The 21,621-nt window shown below is 65.0% G+C and carries 20 protein-coding genes; 6 read left to right on the top strand and 14 right to left on the bottom strand.

Annotated features, from left to right (window positions below):
- Positions 1-8: 8 nt before the first annotated feature.
- The 9 genes from ACFMBG_RS12140 to ACFMBG_RS12100 all read right to left on the bottom strand — a co-directional run bounded on the left by ACFMBG_RS12140 (position 9) and on the right by ACFMBG_RS12100 (position 9,193).
- The gene (locus tag ACFMBG_RS12140) at positions 9-1,505 is read right to left on the bottom strand and encodes an aldehyde dehydrogenase (protein ID WP_421054964.1); all 1,497 of its coding nucleotides are present in this window, start codon (positions 1,503-1,505) and stop codon (positions 9-11) included.
- Between the two features lie 14 nt (positions 1,506-1,519).
- Entirely contained in the window at positions 1,520-2,194 is a 675-nt protein-coding gene (locus tag ACFMBG_RS12135; RefSeq protein ID WP_421054963.1) for a DUF1028 domain-containing protein, read from the bottom strand.
- Positions 2,195-2,316: 122 nt separating this feature from the next.
- Positions 2,317-2,733 (bottom strand): RidA family protein, encoded by a 417-nt coding sequence (locus tag ACFMBG_RS12130; RefSeq protein ID WP_421054962.1) that lies wholly within the window; start codon positions 2,731-2,733, stop codon positions 2,317-2,319.
- Positions 2,734-2,856: 123 nt separating this feature from the next.
- Entirely contained in the window at positions 2,857-4,131 is a 1,275-nt protein-coding gene (locus ACFMBG_RS12125; protein WP_421054961.1) for a flavin-containing monooxygenase, read from the bottom strand.
- A gap of 251 nt (positions 4,132-4,382) precedes the next feature.
- Positions 4,383-5,846: an aldehyde dehydrogenase gene (locus tag ACFMBG_RS12120; protein ID WP_421054960.1), complete on the bottom strand. Its 1,464-nt coding sequence runs from the start codon at positions 5,844-5,846 to the stop codon at positions 4,383-4,385.
- Positions 5,847-5,858: 12 nt separating this feature from the next.
- Positions 5,859-6,896, bottom strand: coding sequence for an LLM class flavin-dependent oxidoreductase (locus tag ACFMBG_RS12115; RefSeq protein WP_421054959.1), 1,038 nt, complete (start codon positions 6,894-6,896; stop codon positions 5,859-5,861).
- Positions 6,893-7,819 carry a flavin reductase gene (locus ACFMBG_RS12110; RefSeq protein ID WP_421054958.1) on the bottom strand — a complete coding sequence of 309 codons (927 nt, stop codon included), beginning with the start codon at positions 7,817-7,819 and terminating at the stop codon, positions 6,893-6,895. Before ACFMBG_RS12110 ends, ACFMBG_RS12115 begins: the two co-directional genes overlap by 4 nt.
- Positions 7,816-8,619, bottom strand: coding sequence for an alpha/beta fold hydrolase (locus ACFMBG_RS12105; protein ID WP_421054957.1), 804 nt, complete (start codon positions 8,617-8,619; stop codon positions 7,816-7,818). Before ACFMBG_RS12105 ends, ACFMBG_RS12110 begins: the two co-directional genes overlap by 4 nt.
- The gene (locus ACFMBG_RS12100; RefSeq protein ID WP_421054956.1) at positions 8,591-9,193 is read right to left on the bottom strand and encodes an amino acid synthesis family protein; all 603 of its coding nucleotides are present in this window, start codon (positions 9,191-9,193) and stop codon (positions 8,591-8,593) included. Before ACFMBG_RS12100 ends, ACFMBG_RS12105 begins: the two co-directional genes overlap by 29 nt.
- Before the next feature lie 107 nt (positions 9,194-9,300).
- Here ACFMBG_RS12100 and ACFMBG_RS12095 point away from each other — a divergent pair, with 107 nt between their 5' ends.
- Complete coding sequence (locus ACFMBG_RS12095; protein WP_421054955.1) at positions 9,301-9,975, top strand: GntR family transcriptional regulator; 675 nt, start codon at positions 9,301-9,303, stop codon at positions 9,973-9,975.
- Between the two features lie 101 nt (positions 9,976-10,076).
- Here ACFMBG_RS12095 and ACFMBG_RS12090 read toward each other — a convergent pair whose 3' ends face one another.
- Positions 10,077-10,994 (bottom strand): LysR substrate-binding domain-containing protein, encoded by a 918-nt coding sequence (locus ACFMBG_RS12090; protein ID WP_421054954.1) that lies wholly within the window; start codon positions 10,992-10,994, stop codon positions 10,077-10,079.
- 138 nt (positions 10,995-11,132) lie between these two features.
- On the opposite strand from ACFMBG_RS12090, the gene ugpB reads away from it, so the two are divergent.
- From ugpB to ACFMBG_RS12065, 5 genes are all read left to right on the top strand, one after another.
- Positions 11,133-12,434, top strand: coding sequence for a sn-glycerol-3-phosphate ABC transporter substrate-binding protein UgpB (ugpB, locus tag ACFMBG_RS12085; RefSeq protein WP_421054953.1), 1,302 nt, complete (start codon positions 11,133-11,135; stop codon positions 12,432-12,434).
- 71 nt (positions 12,435-12,505) lie between these two features.
- Positions 12,506-13,387, top strand: coding sequence for a sn-glycerol-3-phosphate ABC transporter permease UgpA (gene ugpA, locus ACFMBG_RS12080; protein WP_421054952.1), 882 nt, complete (start codon positions 12,506-12,508; stop codon positions 13,385-13,387).
- Complete coding sequence (gene ugpE / locus ACFMBG_RS12075) at positions 13,387-14,238, top strand: sn-glycerol-3-phosphate ABC transporter permease UgpE (RefSeq protein ID WP_421054951.1); 852 nt, start codon at positions 13,387-13,389, stop codon at positions 14,236-14,238. Before ugpA ends, ugpE begins: the two co-directional genes overlap by 1 nt.
- Positions 14,239-14,250: 12 nt before the next feature.
- On the top strand, positions 14,251-15,306 hold the full coding sequence (locus ACFMBG_RS12070) for a sn-glycerol-3-phosphate import ATP-binding protein UgpC (RefSeq protein WP_421054950.1): 1,056 nt from the start codon (positions 14,251-14,253) through the stop codon (positions 15,304-15,306).
- Positions 15,306-16,247: a glycerophosphodiester phosphodiesterase gene (locus ACFMBG_RS12065; RefSeq protein WP_421054949.1), complete on the top strand. Its 942-nt coding sequence runs from the start codon at positions 15,306-15,308 to the stop codon at positions 16,245-16,247. The genes ACFMBG_RS12070 and ACFMBG_RS12065 overlap by 1 nt, the downstream gene beginning before the upstream one ends.
- A 91-nt stretch (positions 16,248-16,338) precedes the next feature.
- On the opposite strand, the gene hutU is transcribed toward ACFMBG_RS12065, so the two are convergent.
- From hutU to hutI, 4 genes are read right to left on the bottom strand one after another with little or no spacing between them, the layout of a single operon-like run.
- Complete coding sequence (gene hutU / locus ACFMBG_RS12060; RefSeq protein WP_421054948.1) at positions 16,339-18,021, bottom strand: urocanate hydratase; 1,683 nt, start codon at positions 18,019-18,021, stop codon at positions 16,339-16,341.
- Entirely contained in the window at positions 18,018-18,800 is a 783-nt protein-coding gene (hutG, locus tag ACFMBG_RS12055) for an N-formylglutamate deformylase (protein WP_421054947.1), read from the bottom strand. The genes hutU and hutG overlap by 4 nt, the downstream gene beginning before the upstream one ends.
- Entirely contained in the window at positions 18,797-20,320 is a 1,524-nt protein-coding gene (gene hutH, locus ACFMBG_RS12050) for a histidine ammonia-lyase (protein ID WP_421054946.1), read from the bottom strand. The genes hutG and hutH overlap by 4 nt, the downstream gene beginning before the upstream one ends.
- Complete coding sequence (gene hutI, locus ACFMBG_RS12045) at positions 20,317-21,525, bottom strand: imidazolonepropionase (RefSeq protein ID WP_421054945.1); 1,209 nt, start codon at positions 21,523-21,525, stop codon at positions 20,317-20,319. Before hutI ends, hutH begins: the two co-directional genes overlap by 4 nt.
- Positions 21,526-21,621: the final 96 nt, after the last annotated feature.

Raw genomic sequence — 21,621 nt, 5'->3', positions numbered from 1 at the left:
CGGGCTTATCAAGCCCGGTACTTAATCCAAGTGGTTTTCAGCGCGGTATATTTTTCCAGGCTGTGCAAGGACAGGTCGCGCCCGAAGCCGGACTGCTTCATGCCCCCGAAGGGCGTCTGCGCCGACAGCGCATCCACCGTGTTGACCGACACCGTGCCCACATGCAGCTTGTCCGCCACCCGGCAGGCGCGGCTGAGGTTATCGGTCCAGACCGAGGCTGCCAGGCCATAAATCGAGTCGTTGGCCATGGCGACGGCCTCCTCCTCGCTGTCAAAGGGGATCACCGACAGGACGGGGCCGAAAATCTCGTCCCGCGCCAGCGGGTTGTCGTGGCTCACGTCATCAAAAATCGTCGGCTGCACAAAACAGCCCTTGCCATCCACTGTGACGCGCGCGCCGCCCGCAACCAGGTTTGCCGACGCCTTGCCCGCTTCGACAAAGCGCATGATGCCCTCGGTCTGCTTCTCATCCACGATGGCGCCCATTTTCGAGGCCGGATCCAGCGGGTCGCCCGGCTTCGTTGCCTCGGCCCGGGCAATCAGCTTCTCGACAAAGGCGTCCTTGATCGAACGCTCCACGTAAAGCCGCGAGTTGGCAGAACAGACCTCGCCCTGATTGAAGAAGATGCCAAAGGCAGCCATGTCCGCAGCCGCATCCAGATCCTCGCAATCCGCAAACACCAGGTTCGGGCTCTTGCCGCCGGTCTCGGGCCAGACCTGTTTCAGGTTCGACTGCCCTGAATACTGCATGAACATCTTGCCGATGGCGGTGGAGCCGGTGAAGGCGAGGCAGTCCACATCCATATGCAGCCCCAGCGCCTTGCCCGCGGTGGCGCCATAGCCCGGCACCACGTTGAAGACCCCATCCGGCACCCCGGCCTCTGCCGCCAGCTCCGCCAAGCGCAGGGCAGACAGCGGCGACTGCTCCGCCGGTTTCAGCACCACGGAGTTGCCCGCCGCCAGCGCTGCCGCCGCCTTCCAGGTCGCCATGTCGAGCGGGAAATTCCAGGGCGTCACCGCCCCCACGACGCCCAAGGGCACGCGGGAGACCAGCGCCAGATCGCCCGGCCCGGTTGGCGCCACTTCGTCATAAACCTTGTCGATGGCCTCGGCATACCACTGGAAGAAATGGGCGGAACCGGGCGCGTCGATGGTGGCCGCATCGGTCACCAGCTTGCCCATGTCCAGGGAATCCAGCAGCGCCATCTCCTCCAGATTGGCGCGGATCAGCTCGGCCAGCTTCAGCATCACTGCCTTGCGGTCCCCCGGCGCCATCCGCGACCAGCGCCCGTCCTCAAAGGCCCGCCGCCCGGCGGCCACTGCGCGGTTCACGTCTTCCTCATCGCATTCGGCGACTTGCGCCAGCACCTCACCCGTTGCCGGGTTCACGCTGGCAAAGGTCTTCCCCGAGGCCGCATCCGTGAATTCGCCGTCAATAAAAGCCTGGCCGCGGAACGAGAGAGCCGCAGCGCGGGTTTTCCAGTCGTCATATGAATAGTCCAGCATGGTCTCTCCCCTGATTATTCGTCGCCCGGCACGCCGTAGGACGGCGCCTCGCGCGGGTCGAGCGCGCGCTGAACATAGGCGTCCAGCTGCGGCTTGTAGATGTCCCAGGCGGTGGCGACCGCCTCGATCGGGCAGTCCTCGGTCCAATCGCAGCGCAGATCGGCCACCGGCCAGCTCACCTTGTCGACGATTTTCATGCCCGCCGAATGCACCGGCCCGGCCTCGCCGCCCGCAGCCAGCCCGGCGCGCATTGCAGCAATCAGCCGGTCGCCAAGATGGCCCTCCGCCGCCTGAAACCCGTCCACGATCGCCTGGCACACCCCGTCATTGGCCAACAGGTTGCCGCCCGAGGCCACATCCTGGCCTTCCGCCTGGGTCCAGATGCCCAGGGAGTTCGGTCCCGAGTGAATGGCGGTGCCGCCAATGCTGTCCACCGCCAGCACCTGCCGGTATTCGATGAAGCGGCCGGTCTCCCGCACCTTGGCCACCGCGGCGGCAGCGGTCATGCCCTGCTCCATCAGGTCCAGCGCCAAGGGGCCCAGGCTGGGGTCGGTCACATTCTGGCTCGCCACCGCGCCAACGCCCGCGCGGGCATAGGAACAGCGCGCTGCCACCGCGGGCGAGGAGGACGAAATCGCCACCCCGAACATGCCGGTTTCCGCGCAGCGCGCCACAAGCGAAAATGTCATCGTCTCTCCTCCTCACCAGCCACTGGAGACGGATCCGTTCTTCATCTGGCTGAAAATATCCTCGGGGGTGAATTGAGCCGCAGGCTCAAGAGGGGGCGGACAGCCCCCTCCACGCTTCCGGATCAGTCCGGAATAACCGCCGTGCCGTCGATCTCCACCAGCCACTCGGGCCGCGCCAACGCCTGCACCACCAGGCCGGTGGAGACGGGATGCACGCCTTTGATGTATTCGCCCATGGTGCGGTAGACCGCCTCGCGGTGGCGCACGTCGGTGATATAGACCACCACCTTGACCAGGTGCTCCATCGAGCCGCCGCACTCCTCGATCAGCTGCTGGATGTTCTGCATCACCTTGTGGGTCTGCTCCACCGGATCGTGGCTCTCGATATTCTTCGCGTCATCCAGGTTCTGCGGGCACTGGCCGCGCAGGTAAACGGTCTTGCCGCCTTGGGTCACCACCGCCTGGCACAGGTCGTTGTCCAGGTTCTGTTCCGGGTAAGTGTCCGAGGTGTTGAACTTGCGGATGCGGGTATGGGCCATGAAATCCTCCTGATGTGACGGGGCCGGCCGGACATTGCGTTTGCCGGAAAAACTCTCACGCGCCGCGGGACAGCCAAAGCATCTTATGGCTACCCCTTGCTTCGGCTGCGGCTAAGCCAGCACTCAGATCTGATCCGCGCGGCGTTCGGCGGGGCCGCGGTAGGCTTCATAGTCGCGCTGGATGGCGATCTGGTCGGCCACATGCTTGGCATCATGCCAGACCCCCCAGATGAAGGTCGATCCGCGCCGCGACTGCCAGGGCAGGCCCAGGAAGTAGATCCCCGGCTCAGCCGACACGCCGCGCTGGTGCTGCGGGCGGCCCTGGGCGTCAAAGGCATTCACCTTCATCCAAGTGAAGTCCTGGCGGAAGCCGGTGGCCCAGAGGATGGTGGTGATGCCTTCCTTCTCCAGATCCAGTTCCCGGATCGGATGGGTCAGGCTCTCCGGATCCGGGAAGGCCTTGCGCGCCTCCGGCTCCTCCGGCAGGTCTATACCGGTGCGGGCGACATAGGCGTCGGCCAGATCCAGCATCTTCAGGTAATCGGCGTCGCCATTGGCAATGTTTTCCTGCAGGTCGCCTGCAAATTTCACGGTGCCATTGTCATAGGACTCGGTCAGCCCCAGCAGGGTCACGCCCTCGCCTGCCAACCGGCGGAAATCCATGGTCTGGCCGCCATAGGCGCCGCTGACAGAGATCGTCACATGCTCCTTGCCCGGCTCCTGCGCCGCCTGGTCCCACAGGCCCAGAACGCCCAGCCACCAGACAAAGTCGCGGCCCCGGTACATCCGCGGCGGGCGGTCGTGCGGGCCGACCGACAGATAGACCTTGCGGCCCGCGCGGTTCAGCTCATCGGCAATCTGCGCGCCGGAAGACCCCGCGCCCACCACCAGCACCGCGCCCTCAGCCAGCTGATCGGGATTGCGGTAATGGAAGGAGTGCAGCTGATTGACGCTGGCCCCCTGCGGCACCACCGGCGGAATCACCGGGTGCTGGAAGGCGCCGGTTGCGGCAACGATGCGCTGCGCCTCGATCACCCCGTCCGAGGTTTCGACCCGGAACCCGCCGCTGCCATTGACGCGCTCGGCCTTCAGAACCTCGACCCCGGTGCGGATTGGCGCCTCGATGCGCTCGGCATATTCGGCAAAGTATTCCGCCACCCGGTCCTTGCCGGCAAAGGCCTCCGGATCGGTGCCGGTGAATTCCAGGTTGGGAAAGCGGTCGTGCCAGGCCGGGCCGTTGGCCACCAGCGAGTCCCAGCGGCCCGTCCGCCAAGCCTCGGCGATGCGGTTCTTTTCCAGCACCAGATGCGGCACGCCGTTGCTGGTCAGATGCTCGCTCATGGCGACGCCCGCCTGGCCCGCACCAACAACCAGCGTGTCAATCTTCTCTATCGCCATTTCCAAACCCTCTCCTGACACTGCAGCGCGGGCTGAACGACTGCCGCGCTTCCTCAACAGGAATTCCACACCCCCGGGTCAGGAAAAAGAAATCTATGGCTTACCTCTGGTTCGCGTGGGGCTAAGCAGGGTTTTTCTTTTTAATTGCACGAGCTTGCCGGAAGTCCGCCGGCAAAAGAAAAGCCGCCCTGCCATGCGGGAGGCAGAGCGGCTCAGTCTGCGCCTTGCATGGGATACCGGCGCGAGGAGGGTTAGCGCATCACAAAGGGATCCGGGATCGGCTCGTCGCTGGTGCGCAGCCACACCGCCTTGACCTTGGTGTAATCCAGCGCCGCCTGCAGGCCGCCCTCACGGCCGTGGCCAGACAAGCCGTGGCCGCCAAAGGGCGCAATCGGGCTGACCGCGCGGTAGGTGTTGACCCAGACGATGCCCGCGCGGATGCCCCGGATCATCCGGTGCGCGCGGGTGAGGTTCTGGGTGAACACGCCGGACGCCAGCCCGAAGGCGGTATTGTTGGCAATCTCCATGGCCTCTGCCTCGGTCTCGAAATCGACCACCGACAGCACAGGCCCGAAGAACTCATTCGAGAGGCAGGGTGCCTCCGGCGCGTCCGAGCAGTCCAGCACCGTGGGCGGGAAATAGAAGCCCTCCCCTTCCGGCACGGTGCCGCCGGTGACCAGCTTGGCCCCCGCCTGCACCGACGCCTCGATCAGCCGCACCGCATGGTCGCGCTGTTTCAGGGTGCAGAGCGGCCCCACTTCGGTCGCCATGTCATCCGGCGCGCCGATCACCACCGCTTCGGCTTTCTCTTTCAGCCGCGCAAGAAAAGCATCCTTGATGCCCTTCTGGATCACCAGCCGCGAGCCTGCGACACAGCTTTGCCCGGTCGCCGCGAAAATCCCCGAGACCTGCGCGTTCACCGCGCTTTCCAGATCGGCGTCGTCAAACACGATGAAGGGCGACTTGCCGCCCAGTTCCAGCGAAGTGGAGGCGAGGTTTTCCGCCGAGTTGCGCACGATATGGCGCGCCGTCTCCGGCCCGCCGGTGAAGGCGACATGGGCCACGGATGCGTGGCTGGTCAGCGCCGCGCCTGCCTCCGGCCCGCCGGTGATCACGTTCAGCACACCGGGCGGGAAGCCCGCCTGATCAAAGATCCGGGCAAATTCCAGCATTGGCGCCGGGCCTTCTTCGGAGGCTTTCAGCACCACCGTGCAGCCCGCCGCCAGCGCCGGGCCGATTTTGACAGCGGACAGGAACAGCTGCGAATTCCATGGCACGATGGCGGCCACCACCCCCACCGGCTCGCGCCGCAGCCAGACTTCCATGTCGGGCTTGTCGATCGGCAGATGCGCGCCTTCGATCTTGTCGGCGAGGCCAGCGTAATAGCGGTAGTATTCCGCCACATAGGCGATCTGGGCCGAGGTCTCGCGGATGATCTTGCCAGTGTCGCGGGTTTCCAGCTCCGCCAGATTTGGTGCGTTTTCCGCCACCAGATCGGCCAGCCGCATCAAGAGCTTGCCGCGCTGGGTGGCGGTCATCCCGGCCCAGTCAGGGGAGAAGAATGCAGCCTCCGCCGCCCGAACCGCCCGGTCCACATCCGCCACGGAGGCCGAGGGCATCTGCGCCCAAGGCGCGCCGGTGGCCGGATCGAGGCTTTCGAAGGTTGCGCCCGCGTTCTCAAAGACGCCGCCGATATACTGCTGGAAAGACTGCATCAGCCCTCTCCCTTACTGAAATGCGGGCATCACGTCGGTAATGAACCGCTCAAGCGAGGCTTTCTTGCGCTCGAAACTCATGCTGGAGTCGATCCAGAACGAGTATTCATCATAGCCCAGGGCCTCGTATTTCTTCAGCCGCTCGATCACCGCCGCCGGTTCGCCGATCACCAGATCGCGCTCCATCGCCTCGGGCGAATAGAACGGATGCGCGGCGATTTCCTCGTCAGACAGCGGGTCGATCAGGCCCTGGCTGATCTCGCGCTGGTTCATGAACCAGGCCCCGAAATAGCAGTAGAAGCGATTGAGCTCCTCTGCCCCGCGTTTCACATCCGCGGCGCTGTCGGCCACATAAGTGTGCTGCAGCAGCATGATCTTGGGCCGCGGCACGTCGCTGTGTTTCTCACAGGCGGCGTTGAACTTGCCCATCAGGTCGGCAATCTCCTCATCGCCTTTCCACAGTGGCGTCACCTGCACGTTGCAGCCATTGGCCACCGCGAACTCATGGCTGTTGGGATCGCGCGCGGCCACCCAGATCGGCGGGCCGTTTTGCTGCAGCGGCTTCGGTGAGGACGTCGTCTTGGGGAAGGAATGGAACTCCCCCTCCTGCGCGTAGTCGCCCTGCCACAGGCCCTGCACCGCCGGGATCAGCTCCCGCATCCGCTGGCCTGCCTCCCAGGCGTCCATACCGGGCATCATGCGTTCGTATTCGAAGGAATAGGCGCCGCGGGCGATGCCCAGGTCCAGGCGGCCCTCGGTGATGATGTCGGTCATCGCCGCCTCGCCCGCCAGCCGGATCGGATGCCAGAACGGCGCAATCACCGTGCCGGTGCCCAGCCGCACGTTCTTGGTGTGCCGCGCCACGTCGATCAGGTTCAGGAACGGGTTCGGCGAGATGGTGAAATTCATCCCGTGGTGTTCGCCGGTCCAGACCGCGTGCATGCCGCCGTCATCTGCGATTTTGCACAGCTGGATGAACTCGTCATAAAGCTGCTTCTGATCGTCGGCCTCGGAAATCCGCTCCATATGCGCAAAGAGGGAAAATTTCATGCGCTCTTGCTCCCTGTCGCCACTGGGCGGACCTGCCCGGTGGTCTGATTGCCATAATACACCCCGAAATTGCCCATCCGGCTTTCACTCGCGAACCGTTCCAGCATGGTGCACATCGCCGCATCGGCAATGTCCATCAGCGTGGATTGGGTCAGCGGTGTGAAAACGCCCTTGGCCGGTGTGCCGCCGGCGGATTGGCACAGGAACGAGATGTGCTGATGTTCGCGCGCTTTGTCTTCATAGACGGAGTAGATGAACCCCGGCTCGGCCTCGACCCCGGTGTCCGCAATCAGCTTGGCGAGGGCGGCTGAGGCCCCCTCCTTGCCGACCCGGATTTCCGGCAGTGTCAGCTTGCCCTGATCGTTGCCGAGCAGAAGCACCTTGCCCTCATGCTCAATCAATGCCGAGACGATCAGCTTGGCGCCCTGGCTGAGGGCCTCGGCCTCGGCTGCGGCGGTCACATAAGCACCGCGGGCATATCCCAGGCCCGGCGCGGGCGAGGTCTCAAACGCCTCCACCCGACCGATCAGGATCAGGTGGTCGCCGGCCTCAACCCGGTTGTGCATTGAGCAGTCGAACCAGGCGGAGACGCCGTCGAACACCGGGCTCCCCTGCGGCCCCTTCTGCCAGGTGACGGCGGCAAAGCGGTCCTCAACGGGCCGGGCGAAGGTGTTGGAAACGTCTTTCTGGTCTTCCGCCAGCACGTTGATGGCAAAGCCCGCGGCTTGTTCGAAGGCCGCATAGTTGCTGGAGGAATTGGCAAGGCACACCAGCACCAGCGGCGGGTCCAGCGAGACGGAGGTAAAGGAGTTGGCGGTAAAGCCGATGGGCTTGCCGTCCGGATCATGCGCCGTCACCACGGTGACGCCGGTCATGAAGGTGCCAAAGGCGTTGCGCAAGGCGCGCGGGTCGATATCGCTCATTCCGGCTCCTCCTCTGTATTCAGCCAGTCCCGCAGGGCGGCGTTGACCTCTGCGGGGGCGGTCAGGTTGACCATATGCCGGTGGCCCTCAATGACAACCGCCCGGCCCTGTGGAGCAGCGGCGGCCATCGCATGCGCCATGTCGGGCGTCGAATTCGGATCGCCGTCGCCGGTCAGCGCCAGCAGCGGGCAAGGGATGCCGCCGAACCCGTCCGCATAGGTGCTGTCGCCGCGGGCAAAGGCGGTATAGGCGGCGGCGTAGCCGTCAAGGTTCACAGCCGACAGCCATTCGGCCACCTGCGCCCGCGCTTGCCGGTCGGCATCGCTGCTGCCGAACCAGCGGGTGAGCGGCGTTTCCAGATCAAAGCTGCCCGCGCGGATTTCCGCAGCGCGCGCCTCTACGGCCTGCCGCGCCTCATCCGAGCGAAGGAACACCCCGTTCAGCAGCGCCACGCGGGAGACGTTCTGCGGGTGGCTGACAGCATAGCCGCCAGCAATCAGCGCGCCCATGGAATGACCCGCCAGCGCAACCGGCCCCAGGTCCAGCGTCCGCAGCACCTCATGCAGCCAAGCCACGTAATCCGGCAGCTCCGCGCCTTCCGGCAGCGGCGCACTGCCGCCGTGGCCGGGCATGTCCAGCGCAATCACCTGATGGGTCAGGGCCAGCGCCTCGATCTGCGGCGCCCAGGCCGCCGACTGCATGCCGACCCCGTGGATCAGCACCACCGGATCGCCGCGCCCTGCCCGCTGGCAGGTGACGGGCCCGTAAGGCTCAGACAGCTGCAGGGTTGTCGACGTCATGACCCAGTTCCTTCAGGTCCTGATAGCGGTCGCCGATGCGGTGATGCGGCCGCCCGCCGATCGAGGCGCCAAGCGCAATCACGATCTCATCCGGGCCCGGCGCATCGGCCACCGACAGCTGGATGGTCAGGTAATGGCTGCGCCGCCCGCCGTCGTTCTTGTCCATCAGCGGGATCTGCAGGGGCGCATTGGCCGGCCCGCGGGTGTTGGTGAAGGCGAGGTAGGATTTCGCCCCCACCGCCTCGCGGAAATGGTTGCCGAAGCGCAGCGTGTGGATCAGGGCGGAGGCATGCTCCACCTCGCCATTGACGCCGACGATGGCGGATTTGCCGTAGCCCTCCACCTTGTCGCCGCCGCCTGCGGCCTCCAGGATCATCGCGGTCAGCTTCTCGCCCAGCCCCGGCGCGCAGTCATGGATCTCCGGGCGCAGGTCCTCGACAAAGCCCTGCCCGGCCCAGGGGTTTTTGATCACCGCCACCGCGGCAATCATCTTCAGCGGCTGCTCAGCTGCCTTGCCGCCCTCGATCAGGGTCTCTTCGACATGCAGCAGCGTCTTGCGGATTTCGGCGGGCATGGGCGGGTCTTTCCTGTCTGATTCCAGTTGCCGTAATATGGTATACCATCAGACAGTATGTCAATGCAGACTTGTTCCGCCCCACCCCGGCTGCTATCGGAGAACCCATGAACCGTCCTGTCATGAGCAAAATCGAACAGCCGCCGCAGACCCTGCGGGACATCGTGCAGGAGCGGATGCGCGAGGCGATCATCTCCGGCCAGTTTGCCCCCGGCGAACGGCTGGTGGAACGCCCCCTGTGCGACCAGCTTGGCGTCAGCCGCACCGTGGTGCGCGAAACGATCCGCTACCTGGAGGCCGAAGGCCTGGTGGAGATCCTGCCCGGCAAAGGTCCAATCGTGGCGCAGCTCACGTGGGAGGACGCGCGGCAGATCTACGACATCCGCCAGATGCTGGAGACTGCCGCCGCCACCGAATGCGCCCGGAACATGACACCGCAGCTTGCGGAGCAGCTGACGGCCGCGCTGCACAGGCTGCAAGAGGCCGTGGCGGCAGGCGTGCCCGGCCCGATGCTGAATGCCACGACGGAGTTCTACCGGATCATCTTTGAAGGCGCCGGCCACAACGTCGCCTGGGAAATCGCCCAGCGTCTGAACGGCCGCATCAGCCGGCTGCGGGCGGTGACGCTCTCGACCGCAGAGCGGCAGAAACCCGGCCCCGCCCATATGCAGGAGATCTGCCGGGCCATCGTGTCAGGCGACGCCAAGGCCGCGCAGGCCGCCATTGAACAGCATCTGAGTGACGCCAAACACACTGCCGAGCGGCTGCTGAGCCAGGCGTAGCCGTTTTTCTGCAAGAAAAACGGCCATGAAAAATCGATTTTTCATGGCTGAAATCCGCGCCGGATTTCAGCCTGCGGGCCGCTTGCCCCGGCAGCCGAGCCTCAGATCCGCGGCGGCTGAGGCGGATCGGCGCGGAAGGGCTTCAGGCTGTCCACAAACGCATCCAGGAAATCCAGCGCCAGCAGCGAGCGGCTGCCCGATACCGGCCGCAGGATCGACAGCCGGTGGTGTAGTTCCGGCGCAAACGGCACGATGGCGATGCCCTGGCCGCGGAACTGCTCGGCATCCAGCGCACTAACCACCGAGGCGCCCTGCCCCTGGCTGATGATGATACAGGCGGTGGAGAACTGGCGCACCTCGATCCAGCTGTTCAGCTCCACCCCGTCTTCGGAAAAGGCCTTGTGCAGCTTGCGGAAAAACGGGCTGTCGCGCCGCGTGTGGATGATCTTGCGGTCCTTGAGGTCGCGGGGCGTGATAACATCCTGTTCTGCCAGCGGATCCCCTTGGGGCAGCACGCAGACGGTGCGGATCGGGACGTCGATATTCTCCACCGCCGGATGGGCGGCAAAGCCGTCGGTGATGCCGCAGTCATACTGCTCGCCGATAATCCACTCCAGGATCCGCTCGGGCCGGTCCGGCTCCAGCGTCAGCCGCACGCCGGGGCGGTGCTCCAGAAACTGCGCCAGCAGCTTGGGCAGCAGCGCCGTGGCAAACCCCGGCAGGCAGGCGATGCGCAGGTGGCCGGCGGTGCGCTCGGTCAAGTCACGGTTGAGTTCCTCCAGGTGGTTCAGGCTGTCGAACACCCGCCCCACTTCGGACAGCAGATAGCGCGCCTCGCTTGTGGGAATCAGCACCCCGTCCTGGCGGGTGAACAGCTCCACCGCCACCGATTTTGAAAAATCGGAAAGCAGCCGGCTGGCGGCGGGCTGCGAGATACCCAACGTCTCCGCCGCCCGGGTGACGGAGCCGGTGCGGGCGACGGCCTGAAAGGCCTCCAGCTGTCTGAGACTGAATTTCAAGGGGTTAGCGGCCTTCGGCTGGCGGTGAACTCACCCTCGCATAACATCATGTTATGAAGATTGTCAAAAAACTTTTGCTTGAATTATCCTTTTGACCGGACAAAAGCTTCCGCAGAGCCAACATTGGGAGAGAAGCTCATGTCCGTTAAATCCTTGCTCTGCGCCTCGGCCGTTCTGGCCGTTGCCGGCAGCACCGCATTTGCAGAAACCGAAATTCAGTGGTGGCACGCCATGGGCGGCACCAATGGCGAACGCGTCAACAAGATTGCCGAAGATTTCAACGCGACCCAGGACGCCTACAAAGTGGTGCCTGTCTACAAGGGCAACTACACCGAGACCATGACCGCGGCGATTGCCGCCTTCCGCGCCAAGGAACACCCGCAGATTGTGCAGGTCTTTGAGGTCGGCACCGCCACCATGATGGCCGCCAAGGGCGCGATCTACCCGGTTGAGAAGCTGATGAAGGACGCAGGCGAGCCGTTTGACGGCGACGCCTTCCTGCCCGCGGTGGTCTCCTATTACGAGACGCCCGAGGGCGAGCTGCTGTCGATGCCCTTCAACAGCTCCACGCCGGTGCTGTGGTACAACAAGGACGCGCTGGACGCAGCCGGCGCCGAGGTTCCGGCCACTTGGGACGAAGTGAAAACCACCGCGCAGAAGCTGGTCGATAACGGCATGAAATGCGGTGTCAGCTTTGGCTGGCAGTCCTGGGTGATGATCGAGAACTTCTCGGCCTGGCACAACCTGCCCACCGGCACCAAGGAAAACGGCTTTGCGGGCTTTGACACCGAGCTGACCTTCAACAACGACAAGGTTGCCGCGCGCCTGGACGATGTTGCCTCGATGGGCAAGGACAGCCTGTTTGTCTACGGCGGCCGCCGCGGCGACAGCCTGCCGATGTTCACTAACGGCGAATGCGGCATGTGGATGAACTCTTCGGCCTACTACGGCTCGATCTCCTCGCAGGCGGAGTTCGAATTCGGCCAGACCATGCTGCCGCTGGACACCAAGGTGGCCGAGGCACCGCAGAACTCGATCATCGGCGGCGCCACCCTGTGGGTGCTGGCAGGCCACGAGGAGGAGGAATACAAGGGCACCGCCAAGTTCCTCAGCTACCTGTCCTCGCCCGAAGTGCAGGCCTGGTGGCACCAGGAGACCGGCTATGTTCCGATCACCACAGCCGCGTATGAGCTGTCCAAGGAACAGGGCTTCTACGACAAGAACCCGGGCACCGACACCGCGATCAAGCAGCTGAGCCTGAACACCCCCACCGCCAACAGCCGCGGCATCCGCTATGGCAACTTCGTGCAGGTGCGGGACGTGATCAACGAGGAGCTGGAAGCGCTGTGGGGCGGCGAGAAATCCGCGCAGCAAGCGTTGGACGCCGCGGTTGAGCGCGGCAACGACCTGCTGCGCAAGTTCGAACGCACCGCCAAGTAATCCATCCCGAGAACTCCGGCCCTGCCGCCCCTCCCCCGGGCGGCAGGGTCATTTCCTGATTGGGGTCCTTCATGCTCAAACGGGTGCATTTCCCGACCTCGGCGCTGCCGTACCTGCTGGTCGCGCCGCAAATCGCCATCACCCTGGTGTTCTTCCTCTGGCCTGCCAGCCAGGCGATGTATCAGTCGTTCCTGATCGAAGACGCCTTTGGCCTTGGCACCGAATTCGTCTGGTTAGAGAATTTCGAGGTTCTCGCCAGTGATCCGCATTATCTGGCCAGTTTCCAGCGCACCGCGGTGTTCTCATTGCTGGTGGCGGCGCTGTCGATGGGCTTTGCCCTGATCCTCGCAGGCTTTGCCCAGCGGGTGGTGCGCGGCGCCATGTTCTACCGCACCATGCTGATCTGGCCCTATGCGGTGGCGCCGGTGCTGGCCGGGGCGTTGTGGGTGTTCATGTTCAACCCCACTTTGGGAATCTTCCCCTATTTCCTGGAGTTCGCGGGCATCACCTGGAACCACTACCTGAGCGGCACCCAGGCGATGGCGCTGGTGATCCTGGCCGCGGCGTGGAAGCAGGTGGCCTATAACTTCCTGTTCTACCTCGCCGCCATGCAGTCGATCCCCAACTCGGTGATCGAGGCCGCCGCCATCGACGGCGCAGGCCCGGCGCGGCGGTTCTGGACCATCATCTTCCCGCTGATCTCGCCCACCACGTTTTTCCTGCTGGTCATTAACATGGTCTACGCCTTTTTCGAGACCTTCGGCATCATCCACGCCGTGACCCAGGGCGGCCCCGGCACCTCCACCACCATCCTGGTCTACAAGGTGTTCAACGACGGCTTTGTCGGCCTCGACCTCGGCGGCTCCGCCGCGCAGTCGGTGGTGCTGATGGTGCTGGTCATCGCCATGACCGTGGTCCAGTTCCGCTTTGTTGAAAGAAAGGTGGCATACTGATGGTCGAAAACCGCCCCCTCACCGCCTTCCTCACCCATCTGGTGCTGGTGCTTGGCGTTCTGGCCATCGCGCTGCCGGTGTGGATCACCTTTGTCGCCGCCACCCACGACCAGCTGCGCATGAACCAGGCGCCCGTGCCGCTGTGGCCCGGCGACCATTTCCTGGCGAATATGAAGCAGACCCTTTTCGGCTCCGGCCTCAGCGGCACTGAGACCGCGCCGGTCTGGCTGATGCTGCTGAACTCCTTGGCGATGGCGCTGATGATCTCCACCGGCAAGATCGCCATATCGCTGCTGTCGGCCTTTGCCATCGTCTATTTCAAGTTCCCGTTCCGCATGACCTTTTTCTGGATGATCTTCATCACCCTGATGCTGCCGGTCGAGGTGCGGATCCTGCCGACGTTCGAGGTTGTCGCCAATCTGGGGATGCTGAACAGCTACTGGGGGTTGTCGATCCCGCTGATCGCCTCGGCCACCGCGACGTTCATGTTCCGCCAGGTGTTCCTGACGGTGCCGGATGAGCTCTTGGAAAGCGCCCGTATCGACGGTGCCGGGCCGCTCCGGTTCTTCTTCGACATCCTGCTGCCCTTGTCGCGCACCAATATCGCGGCGCTGTTCGTGATCCTGTTTATCTTCGGCTGGAACCAGTACCTCTGGCCGCTTTTGATCACCACCGACACCTCGATGACCACCATCGTGATGTCGATCAAGCAGATGCTGGAGGCGGCAGAGCAGAGCCCGCAATGGAACATCATCATGACCACAGCCCTTCTGGCGATGATCCCGCCGGTGTTTGTGGTCATCGCAATGCAAAAGCTCTTTGTGCAGGGCTTGACGGAAACCGATAAGTAAGGCGCCTGACAGATGGCTGACATTCAACTCAAAGACCTGGTGAAATCCTACGGGCCGACCGAGGTGCTCCACCATATCGACGGCGGCATCAAGGATGGCGAGTTCATCGTCATCGTCGGCCCCTCCGGCTGCGGCAAGTCCACGCTGCTGCGCATGGTGGCGGGGCTGGAAAGCGTCACCTCCGGCGAGATCGCCATCGGCGGGCGCCGGGTGAACGAGCTGGAGCCCTCGGCGCGCGACATCGCGATGGTGTTTCAGAACTACGCTCTGTACCCGCATATGTCGGTGCGCCAGAACATGGCCTATGGCCTGAAGATCCGCAAACTGCCGAAGGACGAGATCAACCGCCGCGTTGAAGAAGCCGCCGAGATCCTGGAGATCAAGCAATACCTCGACCGCAAGCCGCGCCAGCTGTCGGGCGGCCAGCGCCAGCGGGTTGCCATGGGCCGCGCCATCGTGCGCGATCCGCAGGTATTCCTGTTCGATGAGCCCCTGTCCAACCTCGACGCCAAGCTGCGGGTGCAGATGCGGCTGGAAATCCGCAAGCTGCAGCAGCGGCTGGGGGTGACCTCGATCTATGTGACCCACGATCAGGTCGAGGCGATGACCTTGGGCGACCGGCTGATGGTGCTGAACGGCGGCTATGTGGAGCAGTTCGGCACCCCGATCGAGCTGTATGACCGCCCGGCCTCGGTGTTTGTGGCGGGCTTCATCGGCAGCCCGGCGATGAACTTCTTCCCGGCGGAACTCAGCGGCGGCCAGGCCGCCCTTCCCGGCGGCGGCGTGCTGCCGGTGGCCTCCGCCCATTCCGGCACCGCCACCCTTGGCCTGCGTCCCGAACACCTGATGGAAGATGCCTCAGGCCCCATCGCCATCGAGGTGGAGCTGCTGGAGCAGCTCGGCGCCAACACCCTGATCCACGGCCGCCTGCCAGGCACGGAGCACGCCATCACCGCCAGCGTGCCGGGCCACGCAAATGACGGCACCGGCAGCATCCGCCGCTTTGCGGTGGCGCCGGAGCTGACCCATCTGTTCGATGCCGCCACCGGCAAACGGCTGGAGGGCTGATGCAGTACCCCCAGATCCCCGCCTTCGCCGCCGAACCCGGCGTGATCCGCCTGATCGGCCACCGCGGCGCCCGCGGCGTGCTGCCGGAAAACACCATGGAAGGCTTTGAGTTTGCCCTGACCGCCGGGGTGGAGCTGTTGGAGCTGGACGTGACCGCCACCCGAGACGGGGTGGCGGTGATCACCCACAACCATCGTCTGACCCCGTCGATGGTGCGCGATGCCAGCGGGAACTGGCTGCACGGCACGCCGCCCAAGGTCTCCGCGCTGACCTATGCCGAGCTGCAGGCCTATGACGCGGGCGGGCTGGACGGCCGCAGCGCCTATGGCCGGCGGTTTCCGGACCAGGCGTTCCTGACAGGCGTGCGCATTCCCCGCCTGGCGGACCTGCTGGCGCTGCTGCAGCGGCCTGAACACCAGAACGTGCACCTGCTGCTGGAGATCAAGTCCGACCCGGAGCTGCTGGAGGACACTGGCGCGCGCCAGGCTCTGGTGGAGGCGGTGGTGGCAGAGGTGCGCAATGCCGCAATGCAGCCGCGCACGGTGTTGCACAGTTTCGATTGGGACCTGCTCGCCGACTGCCAGCGGCTTGCGCCTGAGATGCCCGCCTCTTTCCTGACCCAGTTGCCGGACAATGCCGATGAGGTGGGCGAGGACTCCTCCAAGGCGGTGAACCCGGTGGCAGGCTGCCGCGCCCTGGACCTGCCGGACCGCGTTGCCGCCGCCAAAGGCCAGTTCTGGTGCCCCTACTTCCTGGATATCACGCCAGAGTCGCTGGCCCGCGCCCGCGCGCTGAGGCTGGTAACGGTGGTCTGGACGGTGAATGAGCCGGAGGACATCGAACGGATGATCGCCCTTGGTGTCGATGCCATCTGCACCGACTATCCCGGGCGGGTGCAGCGGCAGCTGCTGCTGCACGGGCTGCACTGGCACACCGCCTGAAACGGGGGGCCGTTTTCCGGCACGGAAAACGGCCATGAAAAATCGGATTTTTCATGGCTGAAATCCGCGCCGGATTTCAGCCTTCTCTCAATCAGCCCAGGATGCCGGGCAGGTTCAGCCCGTGCTCGCGCGCGCAGTCCTTGGCAATGTCATAACCCGCATCCGCATGGCGCATGACGCCCGTTGCCGGGTCGTTCCACAGCACGCGGCCGATCCGGCGCTCTGCGTCCTCGCTGCCGTCGCAGCAGATCACCACGCCGGAATGCTGCGAGAAGCCCATGCCGACGCCGCCGCCGTGGTGCAGCGACACCCAGGTCGCGCCGGAGGCGGTGTTCAAGAGCGCATTCAGCAGCGGCCAGTCGGACACCGCGTCGGAGCCGTCCAGCATCGCCTCGGTCTCGCGGTTCGGAGACGCCACGGAACCGGAGTCCAGATGGTCGCGGCCGATGACCACCGGCGCCTTCAGCTCGCCGTTGCGGACCATTTCGTTGAACGCGAGGCCCGCCTTGTGGCGGTCGCCGAGGCCGATCCAGCAGATCCGCGCGGGCAGGCCCTGGAAGGCAATCCGCTCCTCCGCCATGTCCAGCCAGCGGTGCAGGTGCTCATTCTCGGGGAACAGCTCCTTCATCTTGGCGTCGGTCTTCTTGATATCCTCCGGATCGCCCGACAGCGCCGCCCAGCGGAACGGGCCGATGCCGCGGCAGAAAAGCGGGCGGATGTAGGCGGGCACGAAGCCGGGGAAGTCAAAGGCATTCTGCAGCCCCTCTTCCAGCGCCATCTGGCGGATGTTGTTGCCGTAATCGACGGTGGGGATGCCCATCGCGTGGAAGTCGCACATCGCCTTCACCTGCACGCGCATGCTGGCGCGGGCGGCCACTTCCACCGCTTTAGGCTCTGATACCCGGCGCTCCTTCCACTCGCCCATGGTCCAGCCCAGCGGCAGATAGCCGTTCACCGGATCATGCGCCGAGGTCTGGTCGGTCACGATATCAGGGCGGATGCCGCCCGCCTTGGCGCGCTCCACCAGTTCGGGGAAGATCTCTGCAGCGTTGCCCAGCAGGCCCACGGATTTCGCCTCGCCCGCCGCGGTCCAGCGCTCGATCATCTCCAGCGCTTCGTCCAAGGTTTCGGCCTTCTCGTCCAGGTATTTGGTGCGCAGGCGGAAGTCGATGCTGTCGGGGTTGCACTCCACCGCCAGGCAGCAGGCACCGGCAAATACGGCTGCCAGCGGCTGGGCGCCGCCCATGCCGCCAAGGCCGCCGGTCAGGATCCACTTGCCCTTCAGATCGCCGCCGTAATGCTGGCGGCCGGCCTCGGCAAAGGTCTCGTAAGTGCCCTGCACAATGCCTTGCGTGCCGATATAGATCCAGGAACCGGCCGTCATCTGGCCGTACATCATCAGGCCCTTCTTATCGAGCTCGTTGAAGTGGTCCCAATTGGCCCAATGCGGCACCAGGTTGGAGTTGGCGATCAGCACCCGCGGCGCATCCTTGTGGGTCTGGAACACGCCAACCGGCTTGCCCGACTGCACCATCAGGGTCTGGTCTTCCTCAAGGTTTTTCAGGGTCTCGACGATCAGGTCGAAATCCTTCCAGGTGCGCGCGGCGCGGCCGATGCCGCCGTAGACCACCAGCTCATGCGGGTTTTCCGCCACGTCCGGGTGCAGGTTGTTCATCATCATCCGCAGCGGCGCCTCGGTCATCCAGGACTTGGCGTTGAGTTCCGGGCCGGTCGGCGGGAAGATGTCGCGGGTGTTCTTGCGGGGATCGCTCATGCGGGCCTCCAGGTCTGAAGATCGGTGAGAATACGGGTGAGATGGGCGCGCAGGGCTTCCGCGCGCTCCGGCAGATAGGTCCAGGGCGGGCTTTCCTGGCAGTAGGTGGCCTGCGCCAGCTCCATCTGGATGGCGTGCAGGCCGTCCGCGGGGCGGCCATAGTGGCGGGTGGTCCAGCCGCCCTTGAAACGCCCGTTGAGGGTGGAGGTATAGCCCTCCGCCGCCTCGCAATGGGCCACGGTCAGCGCCTCGATGGCCGGATCGCAGGTTTCGCCCATGTTGGTGCCGACGTTGAAATCCGGCAGGCGGCCTTCGAACAGGAACGGAATGTCGCCGCGGATCGAGTGGCAGTCATAGAGAATGGCAAAGCCGTGGATCGCCTTCACCCGCTCCAGCTCCGCCGCCAGTGCAGCGTGATAGGGCGCGTGATAGGCGTCGCGGCGGCGGGTGATTTCCGCCTCATCCGGCTCTTGCCCCTCCTGCCAGATCGGCAGCCCGTCAAAATCCGTGAGCGGCACCAGAGTGGTGGTGTTTTGCCCCGGATAGAGACTGATTCCCGCCGGATCGCGGTTCACGTCGATCACATAGCGATGGATCGGTGTGCGGACGGTTGTGACCTCCTCCACCAGCCCGGAATACAGGTCGTGGATATGCCAGTCGGTATCGGCGAGCGCCCGGCCGGTCTCGTTCAGGCACTCCCAAATCTCCGTCGGCACATCGGTGCCGGTGTGGGGCAGCCCCAGCACCAGCGGCGAGTTGCCTTGGGTCACTTCGATCATGCTTTGACCTCCACGCCCGCAGCAGCAGCCACGCGGCCCGCGCGGACCATGGCGCTGGCGGCTTCAATGTCGGGCGCCAGGTAGCGGTCCTCCGCCAGCGAGGGGATTTCCTCGCGCAGCATCGCCAGCACGTCCTGCAAGCGGGCCGAGGTCTTGAGCGGCGCACGCGCCTCCACCCCTTGCGCGGCGCAGAGCATTTCGACGCCCAGGATCACCGAGAGGTTGGCGTTCATCTTGGTGAGCCGCAGCGCGCCGTGGGCGGCCATCGACACGTGGTCCTCCTGGTTTGCCGACGTTGGGGTTGAGTCGGTGACGCAAGGATTCGCCAAATGCTTGTTTTCGCTCATCAGCGCCGCGGTGGTCACCTCGGCAATCATGAAGCCGGAGTTCAGCCCCGGATCGGGGGTCAGGAACGGCGGCAGGTCGTGGCTCAGGGTCGGGTCCACCATCAGCGCCACGCGGCGCTGCGCGATGGCGCCGATTTCGGCCACTGCCAACGCGATCTGATCGGCGGCAAAGCCCACATATTCGGCGTGGAAGTTGCCGCCCGAGACGATGCGCCCTTCGTTCACCAGCACCAGCGGGTTGTCGGTGACGGCGTTGGCCTCGATCTCCAGCGTCTTGGCGGCCATCCGCAGCACGTCCAGCGCCGCGCCCACCACCTGCGGCTGGCAGCGGATGCAATAGGGATCCTGCACGCGGGTGTCGCCCTCGCGGTGGCTCTCGCGGATTTCGGACCCGTCCATGATGTCCCGCATCTGCTGCGCGACGTCGATCTGGCCGGCATGGCCGCGCAGGGTGTGGATGTCGGCGATCAGCGGCGCGGTGGAGCCCATGATCGCGTCGGTGCTCAGCGAGGCAATCGCCATCGAGGCTTCTGCCATGCGCCAAGCGTCAAACAGGCCTGCCAAAGCGCAGGCGGTGGAGAACTGGGTGCCGTTGATCAGCCCCAACCCTTCCTTGGGACCCAGCACAATAGGCTCTAACCCGGCCTTTTTGAGGGCTTCGGCGCTGGACATGCGGGCGCCTTCGAAGGTGGCCTCCCCTGCCCCGATCATCGCCGCCGCCATATGCGCCAGCGGCGCCAGGTCGCCAGAGGCGCCGACCGAGCCCTGCGACGGGATCACCGGCACCACGCCGCGCGCCAGCATCTGCTCGATCTGCTCGATCACCAGCCAGCGCACGCCAGAGGCGCCGCGGCCCATCGACAGCAGTTTCAGCGTCATCATCAGCCGGGTTTTGTCCTCCGGCAGCGCCTCCCCTACCCCGCAGCAATGGCTGAGGATCAGGTTGCGCTGCAGGGTGGCGGTGTCGGCGGGCGCGATCTTGGTCGAGGCCAGCTTGCCGAAACCGGTGTTGATGCCATAGACGGCTTCCTCGCCCGCCGCAGCCTCCGCCACCATCCGGGCCGCGGCCTCCACCGGTTCGCGGGCAGAGGCATCCAGCTTGGCCGGGGTCAGGTTGCGGTAGATATCTTCCAGCGTGGCCAGCGTCACCGTGCCGGGGATCATCTCGATCATCGTTTTCCCTCATAGATACGGGTATAAAGCGGGTTGAAGCCGATGCGGTAGGCCAGTTCGCCGGGCGTCTCCACGTCCCAGACCGCCAGATCGGCGCGCATACCGGCGGAAATGGTTCCACGGTCCGTCAGCCCCAGCGCGCGGGCCGCGTTGCGGGTGACGCCTGCCAGCGCCTCCTCCGGCGTCATCCGGAACAGGGTGCAGCCCATGTTCATCGTCAGCAGCAGCGAGGTCAGCGGCGAGGAACCCGGGTTGCAATCGGTCGCCAGCGCCATCGGCACGCCGTGGACGCGGAAATGCTCGATCGGCGGCATCTGCGTTTCGCGGATGGTATAGAAGGCACCGGGCAGGATCACCGCGACGGAACCGGAGGCGGCCATCGCCCGGGCGTCGTCCTCGGTGGCGTATTCCACATGATCGACTGACAACGCGCCGTACTGCGCGGCCAGCGCTGTGCCGCCCTGGTGGCTCAGCTGCTCGGCGTGCAGCTTGACCGGCAGGCCCAGTTCCTTGGCAACCTTGAACACGCGCTCGATCTGCGCAGGCGCAAAGGCGATGTTCTCGCAGAAGCCGTCCACCGCATCCACCAGCCCCTCGGCATGGGCGGCGCGCAGCGTGGGGATGCAGACCTCGCCGATGTAGGCATCATCGCGGCCCTTGTATTCGCCGGGCGTGGCATGGGCGCCTAGGAAGGTGGTCTTGACTGTCACCGGGCGCAGTTCGCCCAAGCGGCGGGCGGCGCGCAGCATGTTCAGCTCGGTTGCCAGGTCCAGCCCGTAGCCGGATTTCACCTCCACCACGGTGGCGCCCTCGGCGATCAGCGCATCGAGCCGCGGCAGCGCGCCCTGAACCAGATCCTCCAGCGACGCCTCGCGGGTGGCCGAGACGGTGGAAACGATGCCGCCCCCTGCCCGCGCCACCTCTTCATAGGACGCGCCATTGAGGCGCATCTCAAATTCCATCGCCCGGTTGCCGCCAAAGACGATATGGGTGTGGCAGTCGATCAGTCCCGGCGTCACCAGCCGCCCGTCGAGATCAACATGCTTCCATGGAAAATTGTCAGCTGACAATTTTTCCCGCGGCCCGGCCCAGACGATCCTGCCGTCCGAAACCGCAGCGGCCCCGTCCTCAATCAGCCCATAAGGCGTGTCTGCACTGGCCATCGTGGCCAGACGGGCGCCTGTCAGAACATAGTTCCCTGTCACGGAATCCCCCCGAGTCGCTTGATTGCCGGTTTGGCAATAAGCTACTCAATTAGGATATTATGTCTAGTCATAAAATGAAGGCGGCGCGCCCTGCCC

Source organism: Leisingera coralii (assembly GCF_049056525.1).
GTDB classification, from domain to species: Bacteria; Pseudomonadota; Alphaproteobacteria; order Rhodobacterales; family Rhodobacteraceae; genus Leisingera; species Leisingera coralii.
The sequence above is the reverse complement of the archived record's forward strand: the minus strand, read 5'-3'. Positions and strand labels throughout refer to the sequence as shown.

Coding starts and splice junctions, on each gene's coding strand:
- ugpE (WP_421054951.1), top strand. CDS start 13,387: ATGGTCGAAAACCGCCCCCTCACCGCCTTCCTCACCCATCTGGTGCTG.
- ACFMBG_RS12140 (WP_421054964.1), bottom strand. CDS start 1,505: ATGCTGGACTATTCATATGACGACTGGAAAACCCGCGCTGCGGCTCTC.
- ACFMBG_RS12095 (WP_421054955.1), top strand. CDS start 9,301: ATGAACCGTCCTGTCATGAGCAAAATCGAACAGCCGCCGCAGACCCTG.
- ugpA (WP_421054952.1), top strand. CDS start 12,506: ATGCTCAAACGGGTGCATTTCCCGACCTCGGCGCTGCCGTACCTGCTG.
- ugpB (WP_421054953.1), top strand. CDS start 11,133: ATGTCCGTTAAATCCTTGCTCTGCGCCTCGGCCGTTCTGGCCGTTGCC.
- hutG (WP_421054947.1), bottom strand. CDS start 18,800: ATGATCGAAGTGACCCAAGGCAACTCGCCGCTGGTGCTGGGGCTGCCC.
- ACFMBG_RS12135 (WP_421054963.1), bottom strand. CDS start 2,194: ATGACATTTTCGCTTGTGGCGCGCTGCGCGGAAACCGGCATGTTCGGG.
- ACFMBG_RS12120 (WP_421054960.1), bottom strand. CDS start 5,846: ATGCAGTCTTTCCAGCAGTATATCGGCGGCGTCTTTGAGAACGCGGGC.
- ACFMBG_RS12115 (WP_421054959.1), bottom strand. CDS start 6,896: ATGAAATTTTCCCTCTTTGCGCATATGGAGCGGATTTCCGAGGCCGAC.
- ACFMBG_RS12105 (WP_421054957.1), bottom strand. CDS start 8,619: ATGACGTCGACAACCCTGCAGCTGTCTGAGCCTTACGGGCCCGTCACC.
- ACFMBG_RS12125 (WP_421054961.1), bottom strand. CDS start 4,131: ATGGCGATAGAGAAGATTGACACGCTGGTTGTTGGTGCGGGCCAGGCG.
- hutU (WP_421054948.1), bottom strand. CDS start 18,021: ATGAGCGATCCCCGCAAGAACACCCGCGACATCTTCCCGCCGACCGGC.
- ACFMBG_RS12070 (WP_421054950.1), top strand. CDS start 14,251: ATGGCTGACATTCAACTCAAAGACCTGGTGAAATCCTACGGGCCGACC.
- ACFMBG_RS12065 (WP_421054949.1), top strand. CDS start 15,306: ATGCAGTACCCCCAGATCCCCGCCTTCGCCGCCGAACCCGGCGTGATC.
- ACFMBG_RS12130 (WP_421054962.1), bottom strand. CDS start 2,733: ATGGCCCATACCCGCATCCGCAAGTTCAACACCTCGGACACTTACCCG.
- hutH (WP_421054946.1), bottom strand. CDS start 20,320: ATGATCGAGATGATCCCCGGCACGGTGACGCTGGCCACGCTGGAAGAT.
- ACFMBG_RS12100 (WP_421054956.1), bottom strand. CDS start 9,193: ATGCCCGCCGAAATCCGCAAGACGCTGCTGCATGTCGAAGAGACCCTG.
- ACFMBG_RS12110 (WP_421054958.1), bottom strand. CDS start 7,819: ATGAGCGATATCGACCCGCGCGCCTTGCGCAACGCCTTTGGCACCTTC.